This is a genomic window from Vibrio phycocola (assembly GCF_054404255.1).
The window spans coordinates 144,697-166,422 of sequence record NZ_JBTAMQ010000002.1; the positions used below are offsets into that span (position 1 = coordinate 144,697).

17 protein-coding genes are annotated in these 21,726 nt (G+C 41.4%); 3 read left to right on the forward strand and 14 right to left on the reverse strand.

Translation table 11 applies throughout. From position 1 onward, the window contains the following. Window positions 1-5 precede the first annotated feature (5 nt). The 11 genes from ACXJY6_RS04255 to tig form a co-directional block, all read right to left on the reverse strand. The gene (locus tag ACXJY6_RS04255; RefSeq protein WP_456051850.1) at window positions 6-305 is read right to left on the reverse strand and encodes a LapA family protein; all 300 of its coding nucleotides are present in this window, start codon (window positions 303-305) and stop codon (window positions 6-8) included. Window positions 306-450: 145 nt separating this feature from the next. Further along, window positions 451-735 carry an integration host factor subunit beta gene (gene ihfB / locus ACXJY6_RS04260; protein WP_456051849.1) on the reverse strand — a complete coding sequence of 95 codons (285 nt, stop codon included), beginning with the start codon at window positions 733-735 and terminating at the stop codon, window positions 451-453. 75 nt (window positions 736-810) lie between these two features. Continuing rightward, entirely contained in the window at window positions 811-2,484 is a 1,674-nt protein-coding gene (rpsA, locus tag ACXJY6_RS04265; RefSeq protein ID WP_456051848.1) for a 30S ribosomal protein S1, read from the reverse strand. Window positions 2,485-2,591: 107 nt separating this feature from the next. Then, window positions 2,592-3,272, reverse strand: a complete 681-nt coding sequence (gene cmk, locus ACXJY6_RS04270; protein ID WP_456051847.1) for a (d)CMP kinase — start codon at window positions 3,270-3,272, stop codon at window positions 2,592-2,594. A gap of 166 nt (window positions 3,273-3,438) precedes the next feature. Continuing rightward, window positions 3,439-3,756 (reverse strand): ComEA family DNA-binding protein, encoded by a 318-nt coding sequence (locus ACXJY6_RS04275; RefSeq protein ID WP_456051846.1) that lies wholly within the window; start codon window positions 3,754-3,756, stop codon window positions 3,439-3,441. 131 nt (window positions 3,757-3,887) lie between these two features. Continuing rightward, window positions 3,888-5,747, reverse strand: coding sequence for a peptidylprolyl isomerase (gene ppiD, locus ACXJY6_RS04280; RefSeq protein WP_458767501.1), 1,860 nt, complete (start codon window positions 5,745-5,747; stop codon window positions 3,888-3,890). A gap of 160 nt (window positions 5,748-5,907) precedes the next feature. Further along, window positions 5,908-6,180, reverse strand: coding sequence for a non-specific DNA-binding protein Hbs (locus ACXJY6_RS04285; protein ID WP_456051844.1), 273 nt, complete (start codon window positions 6,178-6,180; stop codon window positions 5,908-5,910). 195 nt (window positions 6,181-6,375) lie between these two features. Next, complete coding sequence (gene lon / locus ACXJY6_RS04290) at window positions 6,376-8,721, reverse strand: endopeptidase La (protein ID WP_456051843.1); 2,346 nt, start codon at window positions 8,719-8,721, stop codon at window positions 6,376-6,378. A 114-nt stretch (window positions 8,722-8,835) separates the two neighbouring features. Continuing rightward, the gene (gene clpX / locus ACXJY6_RS04295; RefSeq protein ID WP_456051842.1) at window positions 8,836-10,116 is read right to left on the reverse strand and encodes an ATP-dependent protease ATP-binding subunit ClpX; all 1,281 of its coding nucleotides are present in this window, start codon (window positions 10,114-10,116) and stop codon (window positions 8,836-8,838) included. 83 nt (window positions 10,117-10,199) lie between these two features. Further along, window positions 10,200-10,832, reverse strand: coding sequence for an ATP-dependent Clp endopeptidase proteolytic subunit ClpP (gene clpP, locus ACXJY6_RS04300; RefSeq protein ID WP_456051841.1), 633 nt, complete (start codon window positions 10,830-10,832; stop codon window positions 10,200-10,202). A 104-nt stretch (window positions 10,833-10,936) separates the two neighbouring features. Continuing rightward, on the reverse strand, window positions 10,937-12,241 hold the full coding sequence (gene tig, locus ACXJY6_RS04305) for a trigger factor (protein WP_456051840.1): 1,305 nt from the start codon (window positions 12,239-12,241) through the stop codon (window positions 10,937-10,939). A 484-nt stretch (window positions 12,242-12,725) separates the two neighbouring features. Between tig and ACXJY6_RS04310 the strand changes: the two genes are divergently transcribed. Together ACXJY6_RS04310 and ACXJY6_RS04315 are read left to right on the forward strand one after the other, a co-directional pair. Further along, window positions 12,726-14,537, forward strand: coding sequence for an ATP-binding protein (locus tag ACXJY6_RS04310; RefSeq protein ID WP_456051839.1), 1,812 nt, complete (start codon window positions 12,726-12,728; stop codon window positions 14,535-14,537). 15 nt (window positions 14,538-14,552) lie between these two features. Further along, window positions 14,553-15,899: a sigma-54-dependent transcriptional regulator gene (locus tag ACXJY6_RS04315; protein ID WP_458767502.1), complete on the forward strand. Its 1,347-nt coding sequence runs from the start codon at window positions 14,553-14,555 to the stop codon at window positions 15,897-15,899. A gap of 95 nt (window positions 15,900-15,994) precedes the next feature. Here the strand turns inward: ACXJY6_RS04315 and ACXJY6_RS04320 are convergent, their stop codons facing one another. After that, a complete protein-coding gene (locus ACXJY6_RS04320; RefSeq protein WP_458767503.1) occupies window positions 15,995-17,389 on the reverse strand; it encodes an ABC transporter substrate-binding protein in 1,395 nt (464 codons plus the stop codon). A gap of 124 nt (window positions 17,390-17,513) precedes the next feature. Here ACXJY6_RS04320 and ACXJY6_RS04325 point away from each other — a divergent pair, with 124 nt between their 5' ends. Beyond that, the gene (locus tag ACXJY6_RS04325; protein WP_456051836.1) at window positions 17,514-19,571 is read left to right on the forward strand and encodes a methyl-accepting chemotaxis protein; all 2,058 of its coding nucleotides are present in this window, start codon (window positions 17,514-17,516) and stop codon (window positions 19,569-19,571) included. A 92-nt stretch (window positions 19,572-19,663) separates the two neighbouring features. Here ACXJY6_RS04325 and ACXJY6_RS04330 read toward each other — a convergent pair whose 3' ends face one another. Continuing rightward, window positions 19,664-21,025: a TRAP transporter large permease gene (locus tag ACXJY6_RS04330; RefSeq protein WP_458767504.1), complete on the reverse strand. Its 1,362-nt coding sequence runs from the start codon at window positions 21,023-21,025 to the stop codon at window positions 19,664-19,666. Between the two features lie 3 nt (window positions 21,026-21,028). Then, on the reverse strand, window positions 21,029-21,670 hold the full coding sequence (locus ACXJY6_RS04335) for a TRAP transporter small permease (protein ID WP_458767505.1): 642 nt from the start codon (window positions 21,668-21,670) through the stop codon (window positions 21,029-21,031). Window positions 21,671-21,726 lie beyond the last annotated feature (56 nt).

Below are 21,726 nucleotides of genomic sequence, written 5' to 3' on the forward strand. Positions count from 1 at the left end.
AGTTTTTATCCAGCGTTCAAACTTTCTTTTGGTAATTTTTTATTTGTCGCTGCTTTCTGACCAGTTGCTCTTTCTAGCTTCTTGGTTAGGCTACGAACTTTAAGTTTTGCGCGCAAGTGCATGCTACCAAAAATCAGCCAAGAGATGATAAACCCGCTGACAAATGCGCCACCAAGCAACCAAGACAAATAAAACTCACCTTGTGCAATTAAATAATTGAAACCTACAACAGCTTGGTTTTGCGAACCAAGAGCCAAAGCAAGTAAAAACAGAATCAGTACTAAAATAATTTTTATAATTTTCATAATGGCATACCTATTTCTTTATTTGTTAGGTAGATTATGCAGGAAAATCGTTAGCCACACCATGTCTAATGTTAAGTTTAAAAACAAAAAAGGCGGCATATCAAAATGATATATCGCCTTTTATCAAACTAACTAATTAAACAAATTATAAACTAGCGTTTACACGTTCACGCAACTCTTTGCCTGGTTTGAAATGAGGAACATATTTTCCATCCAATTCAACTTTATCACCAGTTTTAGGGTTGCGTCCCGCACGGGGCTCACGATAATGCAGAGAAAAACTACCAAAGCCACGGATTTCTATGCGTTCACCACTTTCTAAAGTGGTAGCCATAGATTCAAGAATATCTTTTACCGCGTCTTCAATCTCCTTTGCTGATAGGTGAGTTTGTTCTGCACACAATCTTTCAATTAATTCAGATTTAGTCATAGTTTCCCTCAATACTTAGCAACATCTTCGCAAGCCAACCGAAAGGAACCTAGCGGCTCCTTTCAACGAGTTTAATTATTCGCCTTTAGCAGCTTTAAATGCGTCTGCCATTGCGTTACCGAACGAAGATTCGTCAGTTGTTTTGTTCACAGTAGCCAGTGCTTCTTGCTCATCAGCTTCATCTTTCGCTTTGATAGATAAGTTGATTACGCGGTTCTTACGGTCTACACCAGTAAATTTCGCTTCAACGCTATCACCAACGTTTAAGACTAGAGATGCATCTTCAACACGGTCACGTGAGATTTCTGAAGCACGGATGTAACCTTCAACACCTTCTTCTAGTTCAATTGTAGCACCTTTTGCATCAACTGCAGAAATAGTACCAGAAACTAGAACACCTTTCTTGTTGTCAGCTACGTAAGCATTGAATGGGTCATTTTCCATTTGCTTAACGCCTAAAGAAATACGCTCACGATCAGCATCAACTGCTAGAACAACTGCAGAGATTTCGTCGCCTTTCTTATATTCACGTACTGCTTCTTCTCCAGGAACATTCCAAGAGATATCAGATAGGTGAACAAGACCATCGATACCACCGTCAAGACCGATGAAGATACCAAAGTCAGTGATTGACTTGATCTTACCAGTAACTTTATCGCCCTTAGCTTGCATATCAGCGAAATCTAACCATGGGTTAGTCTTACACTGTTTTAGACCTAGAGAGATACGACGACGTTCTTCATCGATATCAAGAACCATAACCTCAACTTCATCGCCAACATTAACGACTTTAGATGGGTGAATGTTCTTGTTAGTCCAATCCATTTCAGAAACGTGAACTAGACCTTCAACGCCTTCTTCGATTTCAACGAAGCAGCCGTAGTCAGTTAAGTTAGTAACACGACCAGTTAGTTTGTGACCTTCTGGGTAACGCTTAGCGATTGCTACCCATGGATCTTCACCTAGCTGCTTAAGACCTAGAGATACACGAGTACGCTCACGATCGAACTTAAGAACTTTAACTAGGATTTCGTCGCCAACGTTAACGATTTCTGATGGGTGCTTAACGCGTTTCCAAGCCATGTCAGTGATGTGAAGTAGTCCATCAACACCGCCAAGGTCAACGAATGCACCGTAGTCTGTAAGGTTCTTAACGATACCTTTAACTTCGCTACCTTCTTGTAGAGCTTCAAGTAGCTCTTCACGTTCAACACTGTTTTCAGATTCGATAACAGCACGACGAGAAACAACAACGTTGTTGCGCTTCTGATCAAGTTTAATAACTTTGAACTCTAGCTCTTTGTTTTCTAGGTGAGCAGTGTCACGGATAGGACGAACATCAACAAGAGAACCTGGAAGGAACGCACGGATACCGTTTAGTTCAACAGTGAAACCGCCTTTAACTTTACCGTTGATAACACCGATAACAGTTTCAGCTTCTTCGTAAGCTTTCTCTAGTACAATCCAAGCTTCGTGACGTTTTGCTTTCTCACGAGAAAGTTGAGTTTCACCGAAACCGTCTTCTACAGCGTCTAGCGCAACATCGACTTCAGAACCTACTTCAACTTCAATTTCGCCAGCAGCGTTTTTGAATTGTTCAGCAGGAATTGCAGATTCAGACTTAAGACCAGCGTCTACAAGAACGAAGCCGTTCTCGATAGCAACTACAGTACCTTTAACGATGGTACCTACGTGGAATTCAGTCTCGTTTAGAAACTCTTCAAAGAGTTGAGCAAAAGATTCAGTCATTTATTTAGTCTTCAAATGTAAACTTCCACGGGTATCCTACCGCGTGGGGTTATTAAATTCGCCAATCATCATCCTTGCGATCGACGTCCTACTAACGGTAAATAAAATTATTCCGCTAGTTTAGATTTGATATATTCGAGTGATTTTTCAACAACTTGGTCAATAGACATTGATGTTGAGTCAAGAACCAGTGCATCGTCTGCAGGTCGCAATGGAGACACGGCTCGATTGCGATCGCGATCGTCACGTTCTTGTATGTCGCTCAAAAGGGCGTCAAATTTAACATCTAGGCCCTTGAGTTGCAACTGATTCTGTCTTCTTCTAGCCCGCTCTTCGGCACTGGCATCAAGAAAAATTTTAGCATCAGCTTGCGTAAAGACCACAGTACCCATATCACGGCCATCCGCCACTAAACCATTATCGCTTGCGAATGCTCTTTGGCGTCGCAATAAAGCCTCTCTTACCCTAGGAAGTGCCGCAACTTTAGAGGCTGCCATACCTGTTTCTTCTTTACGAAGATCGTTCGATACATCTTCACCTTCTAGAATAACTTTAACCAGGTCGCCATCGGAAACAAATGCCACATCAAGATGCGTAGCTAGAGGAACCAAGTCGTCCTCAGAGTCAGTATCAAAGCCATGATGAATCGCCGCTAAAGCCAGCACGCGATATAAAGCGCCAGAATCCAGAAGGTTATAACCAAGTTTTTTTGCCAACAACATGCAAAGCGTGCCTTTACCAGCACCACTCGGCCCGTCTACCGTCACCACGGGTGTTCGAGAGGACATGTTTGTACTCCGTATCAGTCATTATGAATGAGTTTAATAGTTGGCAGCGATTATAAGGGGAATTATCGAAGGGGGCTACCGACGATTGTCAAACTAATGATGTTTATGTGGAATAGACAGAATAAGGTCGCTTAAATGACAGCGACCTTTAACAAATCAGTTTCAACTACTTGACTGACAGATTGTCACGGTTGTTGTTAATCAAACTTGGCCCAATTCCTTTTACATTGGTCAATTGGGTAACATCCGTAAATGGGCCATTCGCTTCTCTATAATCTATGATGGCTTGCGCTTTTTTCGCTCCGATACCTTTTAAAAGCGTCGCCATTTCTTCTGCATTCGCCGTGTTCACGTTAACCGAATATTCAACCATATCGATAATTTGTGGGCTTGCACTATCACCCACTGCATAACTAGTGGGCGTAAACATCGCAAACAATACGGTAGAAAGAATGAGTTTAAATATAATTAAAGTGTGTTTCATTGCTTTGCTCCTTATTTAGGTTCATAGCAATAATAATCACAATACTGTTTTGCCCCAGTACCAACCTTAGAAACTAAAAAGGACCACGAATGTGATCCTTTTTGATAAACAACTCAATTACATCGTATACCCTATTCGCTCGATAGGTGATACTCAATATCATTCGTTGTACGAAGTACGCTAACTAACCCAGCGATATCTTGCTGACTATTTAAACGCTCCAACTGTCCCATAAGTTGTTCATTCAGCTCATCGTTGTTTTCAGCATTCACATCAAGTAATTCAACTAGCAAAATTTCACCTTCTGGCGAGGTTGCTTGAGCATACACATGCTCACCATCAACTGGCTTCTTCAAAGCGTAAATTGCTTCTGCCAGAGGTGAGTTACGATCGATCACTTCCTCTTCACCAAAACTTAACTCATTTTCGGCCAACCCTTCTTGGTTACCGTCTTTAAGTTGTGCCAAAATCTTATCAGCAAATGCTTTAGCAGCTGCTTCAGCTTTTGAAGCAGTTAACTCACTTTCAACTGTCGATTTCACTTCTTCGATTGGCAATACAGTTTCTGGACGTAGCTCATCGACCCTTACAACAACGACACTTTCTGGTGCGAGTTGAATCACGTTAGAATTTAGCTGGTCTTCTTTAACTTCAGGGTGATTAATCGCTTCCACTACTGCATTACTAGATAGCTCTGCTGGTAATGTATTGATTGAAACAAAATCCGTTTGAACCACTCCTGCACCCGTAACCTTTGCAGACTCCTCTAATGAATCAGGGAACTCGAACGCGACTTTTTCTAGTTCTGTTTGTAACTCATAGAAGGTATCAACGGCTTTTTGATCTTTAACAAGAGCAATGACTTCGTCTTTAACATCAGAAAGTGGTTTCGCTTGCGCTGGTTTATCATCAAGAAGCTTTATAATGTGATAGCCAAAATTAGACTTAACAACACCAGAAACATCACCAACATTCACTAATGCAAAAGCTGCCGATTCAAAATCTGCATCCATGACACCTTTTTCAATCCAGCCAAGATCGCCGCCGGAGTCTTTGCTACCTGGATCTTGTGATTCACTAGCAGCTAACTCAGCAAAGTCTGCCCCTTGATTAACCTTAGCTAATACCGCATCAGCAACAGACTGATCATCACCTTGAATTAGGATATGACTAACACGACGTTGCGCTTTCGTTGAATACTGCTCAATGTGTTCTTCATAGTAAAGGTTCGCTTCTTCATCCGTCACTTCAATTGTTTGTTTCAAACCTTCAGCTGACAGTAATAAATACGCTAATTTAAATTGCTCTGGACGAGTGAATTCTTGCGGATGAGTATTGTAGTAACTTTCAACTTCCTCATCGGAAATAGTCACTTTCTCAGCAAACGAATCTTGTTTAATCGCGACCGTTTTAATGGTGCGAGTTTGAGATAATAATAGCCCTTGAGCTTGGGCTTCACTTAATAAAGCAAACTCTGTTTCTTCGACAGCCCCAACCAATTGTTGACGCAACAAATCACTGCGTAGATAAGCAGCAAAAGAATCGGCACTATAACCGGCACGGCGTAATGCAGCTTGATATATTTCTTGGTCGAACTTTCCATCAGACTGAAAAGAAGGCATCTCTAGAATCGCCTTACGAACTTGATCATCACTGATGCTCAAACCAAGTGTTTTTGCATGCTCTTCAAGCAAAACATCATTTACCATGCGATCAAGTATCGAGCGACGAAATGATGCAACATAACTTGGATCAGCAAGTAGATTAGAAAAATAATCACCTAATTGAGATTGCATTCGGCTACGTTCATTTTGATACGCTTGTTCGAATTCGTTAAGTGATATTTTAACGCCTGCAACTTCCGCAGCCGAGTTATTGCCGCCACCGACTAAGTAGTTGCCAACACCAGCAAAGACAAAGGAAACCATAATTAGGCCTAAAATAACCTTTATGGCTATGCTGTTAGCACCTTCACGCAATCGATCCATCATAATTAGTTTGTTCTCCGAATACGAAGCCAAAAACGTCTATTGGCTTAAATAAGTCTGACGATAATATCAGAAAAAATAAATGCGCATCACTATGATGCGCATATTTTCAAAAGGTTCGACTTAATTTCGTCTTGTTGCTGAATAATTAATCAATTATTGATTAATTACAGGCTTCCTTAAGTGCTTTACCTGCTTTGAATGCTGGAACTTTTGCTTCAGCAATCTGAATTTCATCACCTGTTTTAGGGTTACGGCCAGTGCGAGCTGCACGAGTACGTACACTAAATGTACCAAATCCAACCAACGCAACTTGATCCCCTGATTCTAGAGCGCCGCCAACTGCGTCAATCAATGCATCAAGTGCACGACCCGCTGAAGCTTTAGATAGATCTGCATTTTCTGCTATTTGTTCTACTAATTGTGTTTTATTCACTTTTTAATTCCCCTCTATGCCAATTTTGATAATTATATTTTTGGCTTTTCGTTCCATTGATTTAAAGTTGCTTAACACTTTGAAGTTCTTGGAGTTCGGCAACAATCGCTAACGTTAGCTCCCAACAAAAATGCTGACAAGTCTTTTTTTGACTTATCAGCATAGAGTTTAAGTATTTTTGCTGTATATCACTCTTTAAGAAGTAAGTTCGAGCCCTGATGGGTCTTGCTCTAGCGCTATTTTAAGCACATCATCAATCCACTGGACAGGAATCACTTTCAAGTCGCTTATAACATTGTCTGGAATCTCTTCCAAGTCACGTTCGTTATCCTTTGGAATGACGACTGTTTTAATTCCACCACGGTGTGCAGCGAGCAGTTTTTCTTTCAAGCCACCAATTGGTAGTACTTCACCACGAAGAGTAATTTCGCCCGTCATCGCGACTTCTGCCTTAACAGGGTTACCCGTCAAACTAGACACCAATGCTGTACACATGCCGATACCAGCACTTGGGCCATCTTTTGGCGTCGCGCCTTCAGGAACATGGACATGCAAATCACGCTTTTCATAAAAATCAGGATTGATTCCCAATTTTTCACATCGGGAGCGAACTACAGTCATCGCCGCTTGAATAGATTCTTGCATAACATCGCCCAGAGAGCCTGTTTGAGTTAGCTTACCTTTACCTACCATCGCTTGAGTTTCGATAGTAAGGAGTTCTCCACCAACTTCTGTCCACGCTAAGCCTGTCACCTGGCCGATACGATTATTGTTTTCAGCTTTTCCGTAATCGAATCTCTGGACGCCAAGGAACTCTTTTAGATTATCTTGATTAACCGTCACAGATTTTAGTTTCTTATCTAGCAGAATTTTCTTCACGGCTTTACGGCAGATTTTAGATATTTCACGCTCTAAGCTACGTACACCCGCTTCACGAGTATAATAACGAATCACACCCATAATTGCTGAATCTTCAATATTAATTTCAGCAGCTTTCAAGCCGTTTCGCTCTATCTGTTTCGCCACCAAATGGTCTTTAGCAATATTCAGTTTTTCGTCTTCGGTGTAACCCGATAAACGAATCACTTCCATACGGTCCAATAAAGGCCCTGGAATGTTCATCGAGTTTGACGTCGCAACAAACATCACATCCGAAAGGTCATAATCGACTTCTAGGTAGTGATCATTGAACGAATTATTTTGCTCAGGATCGAGAACTTCTAGCAATGCAGAAGATGGGTCTCCTCTCATATCAGAAGACATCTTATCGATTTCATCAAGTAAGAAAAGCGGGTTTTTAACCTCAACTTTTGCCATTTTTTGAATCAGTTTCCCTGGCAATGAACCAATATAAGTACGTCTGTGACCACGTATTTCGGCTTCATCTCGAACGCCACCAAGAGCCATACGAGTGTACTTACGCCCGGTAGCCGCTGCTATTGAACGCCCTAAAGAGGTTTTACCAACACCAGGAGGACCGACTAAACAAAGAATCGGGCCTTTTAGCTTATTCACTCGGCTCTGAACCGCTAAATATTCAAGAATTCGTTCTTTTACTCGCTCTAGGCCGTAATGATCTGAATTTAGTATTTCCTCAGCCTTAGAAAGGTCCTTCTTCACTTTTGATCGTTTAGTCCAAGGAACACTCACCATCCAATCAATATAGCTACGAACCACAGTTGCTTCAGCTGACATTGGAGACATCATCTTCAACTTCTGTAGCTCTTGCTCAGTCTTCTCTTTGGCCTCTTTTGGCATTTTCGCTGCATCAATTTTTGCTTGAAGTGCTTCAAATTCATCAGGAACATCATCCATGTCACCTAATTCTTTTTGAATCGCCTTCATTTGCTCATTGAGATAATACTCGCGCTGAGACTTTTCCATCTGTTTTTTAACGCGATTACGAATACGCTTTTCAACCTGTAACAGATCGATTTCTGATTCCATTTGCCCCATTAAAAATTCTAAACGTTCGGTCACGTCGATAATTTCTAATACAGATTGCTTATCGTCCAACTTTAATGGCATGTGTGCTGCAATCGTATCGGCTAGACGTGCCGCTTCATCAATCCCATTCAATGAAGTAAGCACTTCGGGTGGAATCTTTTTATTTAGCTTAATAAAGCCATCAAATTGGTTGATTGCACTACGAACGATGACTTCTTGTTCTTTATCATCAAGCTCTGGCGTAACCAGGTATTCTGCTTGAGCAAAGAAGTAATCTTCTTCGACAAAGGAATGAATTTTTGCGCGTTGCTGGCCTTCCACTAATACTTTCACTGTACCATCAGGTAACTTCAGTAATTGAAGAATTGTCGCAACGGTACCTACTTCATAGAGGTCGTCGACTGAAGGCTCTTCTGTATCTGCGTGCTTTTGAGCAACAAGTAATACTTGTTTATTGTTATCCATTGCCGCATCAAGGCACTGGATAGATTTCTCGCGGCCAACAAACAACGGAATGACCATGTGAGGATAAACCACAACATCACGTAGTGGTAATACAGGGATCTCGATACGCTCAGAACGTTCCAAGTTCATATTATTCTCTCTTCCGCTTTATGATATAAAATTGTATATGGGGGCTAACAGACTGGATTCAATGAAAGAATTAAAAAAGGAGGCATATTTGCCTCCTTTTTTTATTTGCAACGATTACTCGCCGCTTGCAATTTGATTTTCTGAACCAGAATAAATAAGTAATGGCTCAGATTCTCCATTAATTACCGATTCATCAATAACAACTTTGCTTACGTCTGTTTTAGAAGGCAATTCGTACATTATTTCCAATAATACACTTTCTAAAATCGAACGAAGTCCACGGGCTCCAGCTTTACGTTCCATTGCTTTCTTAGCAATCGCCTGCAGAGCATCTTCACGGAATTCAAGCTCAGCATCTTCAAGCGAAAACAATGCTGCGTACTGTTTAGTTAATGCATTTTTCGGCTCACATAAGATTTGAACCAATGCGGACTCATCCAACTCAGTTAACGTCGCCGTTACCGGTAAACGTCCAATAAATTCAGGAATCAATCCAAACTTAACCAAATCTTGTGGTTCTACTTGTGTAAAGAGTTCACCGACGGTTTTCTCGTCACTCTTAGAACGCACTTCTGCACCAAAACCAATTCCAGTACCTGTTTCTACACGCTGTTCAATGACTTTGTCTAAGCCCGCAAATGCGCCGCCACAGATAAACAGAATCTTAGAGGTATCAACCTGCAAAAATTCTTGCTGTGGGTGTTTGCGACCACCTTGAGGAGGAACAGAAGCAACAGTGCCCTCGATAAGTTTCAATAGTGCTTGCTGAACACCTTCGCCCGAAACATCACGAGTAATCGATGGGTTCTCTGACTTACGAGAAATCTTGTCGATCTCATCGATGTAAACAATGCCACGTTCAGCCTTCGATACATCGTAATCACATTTCTGAAGTAGTTTCTGAATGATGTTTTCAACATCTTCACCAACATACCCTGCTTCGGTTAATGTCGTTGCATCAGCCATAGTGAATGGTACATCAAGAAAACGAGCTAAGGTTTCTGCTAATAACGTTTTACCACTACCGGTAGGGCCAATTAAGAGGATATTACTCTTTCCGAGTTCAACGCCATCTTCCGTTTTATCACCATTACGTAACCGTTTATAGTGATTGTATACTGCGACAGCTAATACCTTTTTGGCGTGTTCTTGCCCAATCACATAATCATCGAGATGCTCACTAAGTTCGCGTGGCGTTGGTAATGCCTCTGTACTACTCTGTGGTGCAACATCTTTGACTTCTTCTCGAATGATGTCATTACATAAATCGACACATTCATCACACACGTATACAGAAGGACCTGCAATGAGTTTACGAACTTCGTGCTGGCTTTTGCCACAGAAAGAACAGTACAGTAATTTATTACTCCCGCCCTCTTTGCTTTTATCTGTCATTCGCTAGCCTCTTAGCTATTATTTAATAATTTGAGTGTATAACAATTTTCTTAAAATTGCGTTATTCAATTCGTTGGATTAACTCAAGACTGTGCGCCACGGTGAGTCAGAATGCCATCAACCAAACCATAGTCAACTGAGTCTTGCGCAGACATAAAGTTATCACGATCTGTATCACGCTCAATAACCTCTAGCGGCTGACCAGTGTGCTCAGCTAATAGAGAATTCAATCGGTTTTTAATGGTTAATATCTCTTGGGCATGAATTTGAATATCAGATGCTTGACCTTGGAAGCCGCCTAGCGGTTGGTGAATCATTACGCGAGAATTAGGCTGTACAAAACGCATACCTGGTGCTCCACCAGCGAGTAAGAATGCCCCCATAGAACATGCCTGCCCCATACATACTGTACTAACATTTGGCTTGATAAACTGCATAGTGTCGTAGATAGACATACCAGCCGTCACACTTCCACCAGGAGAATTAATGTAGAGATAGATATCTTTATCAGGATTTTCAGATTCTAAAAATAGAAGCTGTGCACAAACCAAATTTGCCATGTGGTCTTCGACTTGACCAGTCAAGAAAATAATACGCTCTTTTAAAAGACGAGAATAGATATCATAAGAACGTTCACCACGAGAGGTTTGTTCTACGACCATTGGTACTAGTGCATCAACAATTGGAGACATTGCGTTTCTTTCTTGGTAACTCATAATCTTTATCCCTAAAATAAATGGCCCGGATGATGGGGATCATACGGACCATTGTTAACAGAATAGTTGCCTATAAGTCAACTATTTACGCTACAATTTGCCTATTAAGCTGCAGCTTCAGAGTTCATTAGCTCGTTGAAAGGCATCTCTTTTTCTGTCACTTTAGCTTTATCTAAAATAGCATCAATCGCTTGCTCTTCAAGTGCAACATTACGCATATTGTCCATCATCTGTTCGTTCTGCTCATAATGAGCGATAACTTCAGATGGATCTTCATAGGCTGATGCTAACTCTTCGATCAGTGATTTCACTTTTTCGTCATCCGCTTTAATTTCACCAGCTTTGATGACTTCACCTAATAATAGACCAACTACGACACGTTGCTTAGCTTGATCGACAAAAAGATCACGTGGAAGCTGATCAGCAACCTCAGGATTTCCGCCAAAGCGCTGAGCTGCTTGCTTACGAACAACATCAATTTCTTGATCAATCAAAGAGCTTGGTACGTCGATATCATTCTCTTTAACTAAGCCATCGATAGCTTGTTGCTTGATACGCTGTTTAATTGCTTGCTTAAGCTCACGTTCCATATTTTTCTGAACTTCAGCTTTAAGTGCATCGATTCCGCCTTCAGTTACACCGAACTTAGCAACGAATTCATCGTTAACTTCTGGAAGTTCACGAGTTTCAACTTTAAGGATTTTGATAGAGAACTTAGCTGCTTTACCTTTAAGGTTTTCAGCATGGTAATCTTCTGGGAAGTCCACATCGATTTCAAATTCCATACCCTTAGTTTTACCTTGGATACCGTCTTCAAAACCTGGGATCATACGACCTTGACCCATTTCAAGTGGGAACGCTTCTGCTTTACCACCTTCAAATTCTTCACCATCGATAGAACCAACGAAATCGATAGTAACTTGGTTGCCTTCTTCTGCAGCTGCGTCTACTTCAATCCACTCAGACTGTTGCTTACGTAGAGTTTCAATCATTTCAGCAACATCTTCGTCTTTTACAGAAACAGCTGGTTTTTCAACTTCGATGTTTTCTAAACCTTTAAGCTCAACTTCTGGGTAAACTTCAAATGTTGCTTTGAAAACAAGGTCTTTGCCTGCTTCGTTTTCAACAGGTGTAAAAGTAGGACCGCCAGCTGGGTTAATTTTCTCTTTTACAATTGCTTCAATAAAGTGGCGTTGCATCACTTCACCAAGAGCATCTTGACGCACTGCTGAACCATACATTTGAGCAACCATTTTCATTGGCACTTTGCCTTTACGGAAGCCGTCGAAACGACGATTCTTGGCGATGTTGCGTAACTCTGCATTAACCGCATCATCGATGCTTTTAGCAGGAACGGTAATAGTAAGACCGCGCTCTAGGCCTTCTAGTGTTTCAACAGTAACTTGCATTGTATATAAACCTCAAAACTGGCTCAGGTAATCTGAGTATCGTGAATCCCGATTGTCGATATAATCAAGACTCAAATCCGTATATCGCACCTTAATCGGTACCTAAATTTTAAAATAGAAATTTGTTGTCCGACGGTTGCCAAACTGTCGATCTGCAATGAATAAGTTACAAGACAGAACGATGACAATTTCATAGACGCGATATTCTAACGACCATATTTACAACTGTCGAGCTAAACACCCTATCGTGGCAAATCTCTATTCCAAATACATCATTAAAGAGAAGTGAATCTCAATAATATCAATCCATACTGCTCTCAGATTGGGGCGGTACGGCCATTTTCAATGCTATTTCTCTTTTTTTTTGAACAAATAGATAAAAAGAGATCTGGCTCCTATTTTTGCAGTTCCATATCTATGGAAAGTGAAGCTTGGCGATGAAAGTCGTAATATCTACTATTAAAAACGTTTTCTGGAATCTGCCTTGAAATTATCTATTCGTCGAGAAAGTATCGCTTTATTTTTAGCCTATTTTCTATTTGCATCTTTGGGAGCGAATGCGGTATGGAAATACAGTTATAATGCGTTAATTCAAGATCACCACTCTCAGCTCGACCGCTTTTCAAGTCACATCGAAGCTCGTCTTGAAAAATATGCACATATTCCCCAGCTCATCGCTCGCGACCGTAAGTTGATTGAAGCTTTATCAAATCCATCAAACTCCGCTCAAGTCGATATTACCAATCGCTATCTAGAACAGATCAATAATACCATTCAAGCGTCAGACACTTATCTACTCAACACCGAGGCTGCCACGATAGCTTCAAGTAACTGGAACTTAGAGCGATCATTCGTAGGACGAAACTTTAGTTGGCGCCCCTACTTTAAAGAAGCAATATCAGGTAAAAATAGTCAATATTTTGCTCTCGGATCAACGTCCGCTCTACGTGGATACTACTATTCGTCGCCCATAATTTTTGCAGCAGAAACCCTCGGAGTTGTCGTTGTGAAAATGGACATATCTTCGATTGAAGAGAATTGGCAAAGCGACACTAGCTATTTTGTCGCCACGGATAACGATAACATTATTTTCATGTCCAGCCGCTCAGAATGGTTGTTTAAAAGTATCGCACCTCTGTCTTCAAAAGCATTGGAAAACATCAATCAATCTCAACGCTATATCGGCCAAACCATTACCTCTCTCAACCTAAAGGGCGATCTCGATAGTTCTCACAGTGAATGGGTCAACCCAAATAAGGGGTGGATAGAAGGCGATTTTGTAGTGACGAGTCGCACGTTGAGTGATCTTCCATTAACCATCCGAGTGTTGACACCAAAAACTGAAATATTCTGGGACAGCTTTGCTTATGTCATCTGGTGCAGTATGGCGTTTGCAATTGCCTACCTAATCCTATTACTTAGCTACCATCGTCGCCTCAAACAACGTCAATTTGATCAATTACAATCCGAAGCTAAGCAAAAACTCGAATATCTCGTTTTAGAACGGACCTCAGAGCTTCATGAAGAAATTAGAGAAAGAAGTAAAACAGAAGAACAATTGCGTCAGACCCAAGATGAATTAATTCAAGCCGCTAAATTGGCGGTGCTTGGTCAAATGTCTGCCAGTATCAGCCATGAACTCAATAACCCACTCGCCGCGATACGCAGCTTTGCCGATAACGCACGCCGTTTTCTCAATTCCGAAAAGTACGAGCGAGTAGACGATAACTTGCAGCGCATTTCAGCACTCACCGAACGCATTGCTAAAATCAGTATGCAATTGAAATCATTTGCGCGAAAATCTGATGGCGATGAAAAAGTGAATGTACAACTAAAACCAATCATCCTTTCCGCCAAGGAGTTGATGCAAGGACAGTTTAAGTCAAGCTTCGTTGAGTTTAGTGTTCAACTTCCAGAGCAACCTCTGTGGATAACCGTGAATCCCATCCAGTTAGAGCAAGTTCTAATTAATTTGTTTGCCAATGCAATCCAAGCCTGTTCTCAAACCGAGGAAAAGGACGTTCAACTCTCAATCGAATATGATAATAATTGGATATCAATTCATATCGACGATAATGGTGAAGGCATTGACGAGACTATCGTCGGACAGATATTTGCGCCCTTTTTCACCACGAAGAAAAATGGCTTGGGACTCGGGCTATCTATTTCACAGCAAATAGCCCAGAGTATGAATGGAAAAATTACCGCCTCCAACTCTGAACTTGGAGGGGCTAGATTTAGCCTAATATTGCCGATCATTCCAGAACCCAATTCAGAAAAACCTACACAAAGCTAATTCGAAGGACGTGCTATGAGTGACGTATATTTCATCGATGACGAAACCGATATTCGCATCGCAATAGAACAAAGTTTTGAATTGGCTGATATCAGAGCTCAAATTTTTGAAAACGCCGAAGATGCACTGGTAGCCATGAAAAGCGATCAGCCTCCTTTGGTTGTCGTTACCGACATTTGTCTACCCGGCATAAGTGGAAAGAACTTACTCGACTCTATCCATCTTCAGGATAAAGATATCCCGGTTATCTTAATCACAGGCCATGGCGATATCTCGATGGCCGTTCAAGCGATGCACGATGGTGCCTATGATTTCATTGAAAAACCATTTGCCCCTGAAAGGCTCATCGAAACGGTTAACCGAGCAAAAGAGCGTCGTCAGTTAACATTAGAAAACGAAAAATTGAAACGTTCACTCAAAGCTAGCCAAACTCTTGGCCCTAGAATTATTGGTGAAACGCCCTGTATGCAAGAGCTGAAAGAGACCATTACGCACATTGCAGATACGGCAGCCGATATCCTGCTATTTGGCGAAACAGGCACTGGGAAAGAACTGGTAGCTCGTTCGCTACATGAACAAAGTTCTCGCCGCGAAAATAATTTCGTTGCGGTTAACTGCGGCGCAGTGCCAGAAAATCTAATTGAAAGTGAACTTTACGGTCATATCAAAGGCGCATTTACTGGAGCTGAAACAAAACGCATTGGTAAAGTAGAACATGCTCAAGGCGGTACACTATTTTTGGATGAAATCGAATCGATGCCGATGCAAGCTCAGATCAAATTACTTCGCGTATTGCAAGAGCGTGTAATCGAACCTATTGGCTCTAATGAACTTATACCATTGAACATTCGTGTTATTGCCGCAACCAAAGTCGACCTTACTCAAGCTGCCTTGGAAGGGTCTTTTCGACAAGACCTCTATTATCGACTTAATATCGTCACGCTGAACTTGCCGCCCCTACGAGAACGTAAAGAAGATATACCAGGGCTATTTCACCACTTTTTACTGGTCGCTGCTGCACGTTATGGCAAAGCGGCGAACGCTATTTCGAATCAAGATCTTCAACGCTTAATTTCTAACGATTGGCCAGGGAACGTACGAGAGTTACGCAATGCGGCTGAACGATATGTATTATTAGGAAAGTTGATGCAAATCGCCGATAGCAATACTGAATCTCAACCTTCAAATATAACAAGCCTTGCTGATCAAGTTGCTGAGTTTGAAAAAGCAGCAATAGAACAAGCATTGATTGAGTGCAATGGAGGAATTAAAGAGACAATGGAAAAACTAAATCTACCACGTAAAACGTTATACGATAAAATGCAAAAGTACCAACTAGATAAAGACAGCTACAAAGCGTAATTGTGCATTAACCTAACAAAAAACGGGAAGTCTACTTTACCAAATCTGTAGGCTTCCCGTTTATATTCTATTAATATTTTATGCTACTTCGCCAATCAATCATCACTCGTTGGTTGAGGATATTGAGGGGATTGAGTATAGCCGGCTCTTCTCACTTCTCGCTCAGCGTATTTTTGTGAGCTATATAAAGCCTGTTCTACCGATGTGTCACCCGCTAAAGCTTCCGATATTTTCTGCATCGTTACTCCACCGATTGAGACAAACTCAGGAATCGCAACAAACTGAACGCCGGTGTACGGTGATGGTAGCATTGTACTATCAAGCGGGTTAGCGGACTTGATGGCTTTAAGCTCTGCTTCCGCAAATTGCCCAGCCACCTTTAAAAACTCGGGATTTTCATAGGTCGAAGTACGAGTACCTGTCGGAATACTTCCCCACCCTTCACGAGATGCTACCAGCTCAATGTACTGCTTCGATGTTGCCCAATTAATAAATTTCTGTGCTGCATCCGCTTTTTTCGTCCCTTCTGGAATCGCAAATGCCCAAGCCCATAACCAGTTTGCTCCTTTAGAAGTTGCTTTCACCGGAGATTGGGCAAATGCCATTTGATCTGCGAATTTAGCTTTCTTTTTATCGGTTACGAATGAACCCGCGACCGATGCATCAATCCACATTCCGCATTTCCCTTCTTGCATCAAGGACAGGATTTCCGGGAAACTGTTATTTTGTGAATTCGGTGGACCATAGTCGTTCAATAAATCAATATAAAAGTTAATCGCTTGTTTCCATGCTCGCGACGTAATTTGTGGCTGCCAATCCATATCAAACCATCGACCACCGAAACTATTTAAGATGGTAGAAATAATCGCCCCGTTATCACCCCAACCGGACTTGCCTCGTAAGCAAATACCGTATATTTCATTACTCGGATCATGAATCGCTTTTGCAACATCGCGAATATGATCCCAAGTTGGACGATCATTTATGCTCATACCTGCTTTTTCGACCAAGTCTTTGCGATACATGATCATTGAGCTCTCACCATAAAACGGAGCAGCGTAAAGCTTTTCTTGATATGAGAGGCCATCTCGAATTGCAGGCAGCATGTCATCGAGCTGATAGGCTTTAGATGGCGTTAGCGTTTTTAACCACCCTCGTTCTGCCCAAATCGGCGTTTCATACATACCAATCGTCATCACATCATAATTACCCGCTTGCGATGCGATATCCGCGATAACCCGCATTCTTAGGCTACCTTCGTTATAAACATGCCAATTGAGCGCAATATCTGGATAATCTGCTTCAAACTCACTGGTCAATTTTTTCATTACAGAAATATGCCCACTATCAATAGTGGCAATATTCAATTCAGTTATAGCATTTGCAAAAGGAGTAAAAAGTATCGAACTCGAGAAAAGAGGCAACAAGCCCTTTCTCCACGTTTTTGATCCAAACCAGTGATTCAATGTTGCTGCCTTCGTTAAACACATAAATATTTCTCTCAATTTTTACTATTAATAAAAATATAGACTACATTTACACAGAATCTAATTTAAATTTCCAAGTAAATTTTTCACCAGTAACCAATCTATCAATAGTCAATATGGGAAGTAGATGATGACCAACACAATATCCTTGGGTGCTGCATCCAGTCTTAAATTTAGCGTGAATTTAACGACTAAGATCATCCTATGTTTTTTAGTCATAGGTGTTATGTTCATTGGTACGATTGTGATGAGTTATAACAATGGAACTCGTGTTTCTGAAGGGCTAGACGTTATCAACACACAATCGACTCCTGTTGTTATGTTCTCTTCTCAAATAAACCAACTGGTTCATAGTTATGAGCCCGCTTATATCGAGTTAATGTCTTCAAAAACAACTGAACAACTCAAACAACAAGTTGAAAACATCACTTTCATTTCAAATCAATTGAACGCCTCAGTAAGTCGTTTTCCTCTCCAAGAAGGAGTGAACGGCCCATTTAGAAGTACAGTTGAAGAGCTATCAAGAAATATTGAATCACTTAACACGCTCGGCACTGAGATAACCAACGGTCAGAATTTGATCGTTAGCTATGAAGAGATGGGTGCGTCAGTTATCAACCAATTGAAAAAATTGCAAAGTGAAATCGTCCCACTGGCACAAAATACATTGCTTGAGCAAGAAGATGAGATGGTCATCTCCACCATCAATGCCGTTGACGCATCAATTACCAATGGCATGTGGGTTATCGAACGATTGGGGCATGCCGCTACTCTCGAAGAGCTGAACGAACAAAAAAATCTTTTTGTATCTTGGCAAAATCGCCACTCAAACCTTCTTCCATCGCTGATTTTCGCCACGCAAGAGTCTGGATTTCAAAACTTTGTTCGTGAGTTATCTGCGCTTACATTATCATTAATGGATGCAATCGAAGGCGAGAATGGTCTTCTCAATATCCAACAGAAAAAACTTGAAATTGTAGGGCAACAAACCCAGTCATTCGAACAATTCAAAGTTCTGCTTGAAGAGGCGGGCACCAATACAAACATACTGCTCTCTAGTGCATTTGAGGAAAATAATCGTTTATCAAGTGACATTAATGATGCTGTCGACACACAAAGCCAAACCATCATGATTGTTGGTATCTCGATTATGATAGGTATTGCGGTCGTTTCATTTTGGTTAACTCGTTATATTCGAAATGCAATTAATCAATTAATGGAAGGGCTAAACGCGCTTTCTGAAGGTAACTTAAGTCTTCGCTCATCGAGCAAATCTGATGATGAATTCGGACGTTTGAGTCACTATGTGGATACCGTAGCAACCAATCTTAAAGGTATTGTAGTTGATATAGAAAGCTCTGCCCATCAAGTCGATACCTCAGTAAAACGAGTCACTGATTCTTCAACAATGACGCGTGAAATTGTCCAGCGCCAAAAAGCTGAACTAGAAGCTATTGCGGCAGCACTTGTCGAAATGAGTTCTACAGCGGGTGAAGTAGCAAGTCATACTGAAGCGACGCACGATAAGATCATGACCGCTGGCAACCTATCGAGAGAAGGTCGAAAACAAGTCGGTTCAAGTCGAGATAGCGTCGAACAGATGGTTGCCCAAACTGAACAGACAATTAGCGCCATCGACAAACTTGATGAAGGTGTTAAAAGTATCGAAGGCATCATAGACACAATCACAGCCATTGCGGAACAAACTAACTTACTGGCACTAAACGCCGCTATTGAAGCCGCACGCGCTGGTGATCAAGGCCGAGGGTTTGCGGTTGTTGCAGACGAAGTTCGTTCTTTAGCGACTCGAACTCAACAATCGACATTAGAGATACAGAACAAAATCAATTCTATGATTGATGACTCTAAAGTCGCTGTGAACGCAATCAAACAAAGTGAAGTATTGGTGAGTGACAGTCTCAAACAAACAACCTTAGCGGACGAGACAATCACAGAAGTCGAAAACACCATGGCTGAGATTCAAGACTTGTCACATCTAATTTCAACTGCAGCAGAAGAACAAGCTGTAACACTAAAAGAGCTCGATAGAAACATCAACCAAGTTACAGAGTTAGCTGACCAAACAAACAACCAAGCTGAGCAATCTGAAACAGAAGCGTTATCTCAAGTATCTATCGTTCAAGACCTAGAGAAGAAAGTTGGGCAATTTACGTTCGACCGATAATTTTCGTTATCACTATAAAAACGAAAGGGAAGCCACTTTGGCTTCCCTTTTCTATTTCTGCTTATTCATTACCATTTAGAAAGATGTCATATCTACTTGGTTATTATTTCTGGTCCCATCAAAGACGTTGGTAACCATGTCGATACCCAAGGAACATAAGTCACAATGATTAAGAACAAGAACATAATGGCAACCCAAGGGAGTGCGGCTTTCACCACCCCTAACATCGACATTCTCGCAACACCGGCTGTGACAAATAAGTTCAACCCTACCGGAGGGGTTATCATCCCTATTTCCATGTTCACCACCATAATGATACCGAGGTGAATCGGGTCAATACCTAACTCAATTGCAATTGGGAACACTAATGGTGCGACAATAATCAACAAACCTGATGGCTCCATGAATTGGCCACCGATTAACAATAAGATGTTAACGACAATCAAGAATGCTATCGGACCTAGCCCCATTGATAACATCGCTTCCGTAATCATCTGAGGAATACGTTCTTCAGTTAATACGTGCTTTAGAATCAGAGCATTAGCAATAATAAACAACAGCATGATTGTTAGCTTACCAGCTTCGAATAGCGTTGCCTTAGTGTCTTTATGAACAAAGGTTTGTAGCGCTTTTACCGCAATAGGCAATTTATTATCTTTATCCGCGAATGGTCCCATATCTTTGTAAACAAAATTGGCGATAAAGAACGCATACATCGCCGCTACAGCAGCCGCTTCCGTTGGAGTAAAGATTCCGCCGTAAATACCACCCAATATGATCACGACTAATAGCAATCCCCAGCTTGCATCTTTCGCCGCTTTAGCTGCTTCACCCCAACCCACGAATGGTTGCTTTGGCAAATTCTTAACGCGAGCAAAGATATAGATTGCAATAATCAACATAAGTCCAGCAAGTAATCCAGGAATGACGCCCGCTAAGAACATACGCCCCACTGAAACATCTGTCGCCGCAGCGTATACAACCATTACAATTGAAGGTGGAATTAAGATGCCTAAGGTACCAGCATTACAAATAACCCCTGCTGCAAATTCTTTGGTATAGCCGTTCTTCACCATCCCAGCGATAACAATACTACCAATCGCCACAACCGTTGCTGGAGATGAACCTGATAGTGCAGCGAACATCATACACGCCACTACAGACGCAATAGCCAAACCACCTCGGAACCAACCCACCATTGCTATCGCAAAACGTATAATCCGTTTCGCCACACCTCCGGTCGACATAAAACTGGAGGCTAAAATAAAGAATGGGATCGCAAGTAACGTATAATGACCAGCAAAGGCGTTAAACAATGTTTGAGCAACGGATGCGAGCGACGCATCTGAGTGAACCATTAAAAATAATACACTCGATAAACCCAATGAAACCGCGATAGGGACACCAACTAACATAAAGCAGATGACCATTAAGAAGATAATAATAATGCTCATAACCTAGCGCTCCTTACTTTCATCTGAATTTAACACGTCATTTTTTAGCTCTTCTAACGCTTCTTCCGCTTCGTGACCCGCTATCATTCGGTCAAGCTTTCCAGTGAAAATTTGATACGCAATTTGAAGAAAACGAAATGTCAGCATCGCCATCCCAATAGGAAGTGCCATATAAGGAATAAAACGTGGAAGTTTTTCATAGCGCTCGCCTTCATTTAGCCAATCAGCGATAAATTGAAACATTTCCGGCATTGGAATATCGTCGGTCTCATACCAAGCACGTTCGGAAATGAAGGGATACCAATAGTTCCATGAACCAATAAGTAATAAAATTGAAAACGTTAAACAACAAATTACTGCGATCATCGCATAGATCTTACGCAAACTCTCGGGTGCAGCATTTATCACCACATCGACTCCAATATGGAAATTCTTTTTAACTCCATACGATGCACCCACGAGTATCATCCACGCAAACATGAATACCGTTAGCTCTAGCGCCCAAAGAATATTGTCGTTAAATACATAGCGTAAAATGACATTCGAGAAAGTAAGGAGCGTCATTGCACCTAAGAAAAAAGCGATCAAGAACTCTTCAAAAGAATCCGTAAGCCGACCGATCTTCGCGAAAAAAGAGTTATCCATAAAAGTTACCACTCTAATCAGTTCAGGAAACTCCCCTACCTCAGCGGTAGGGGAAA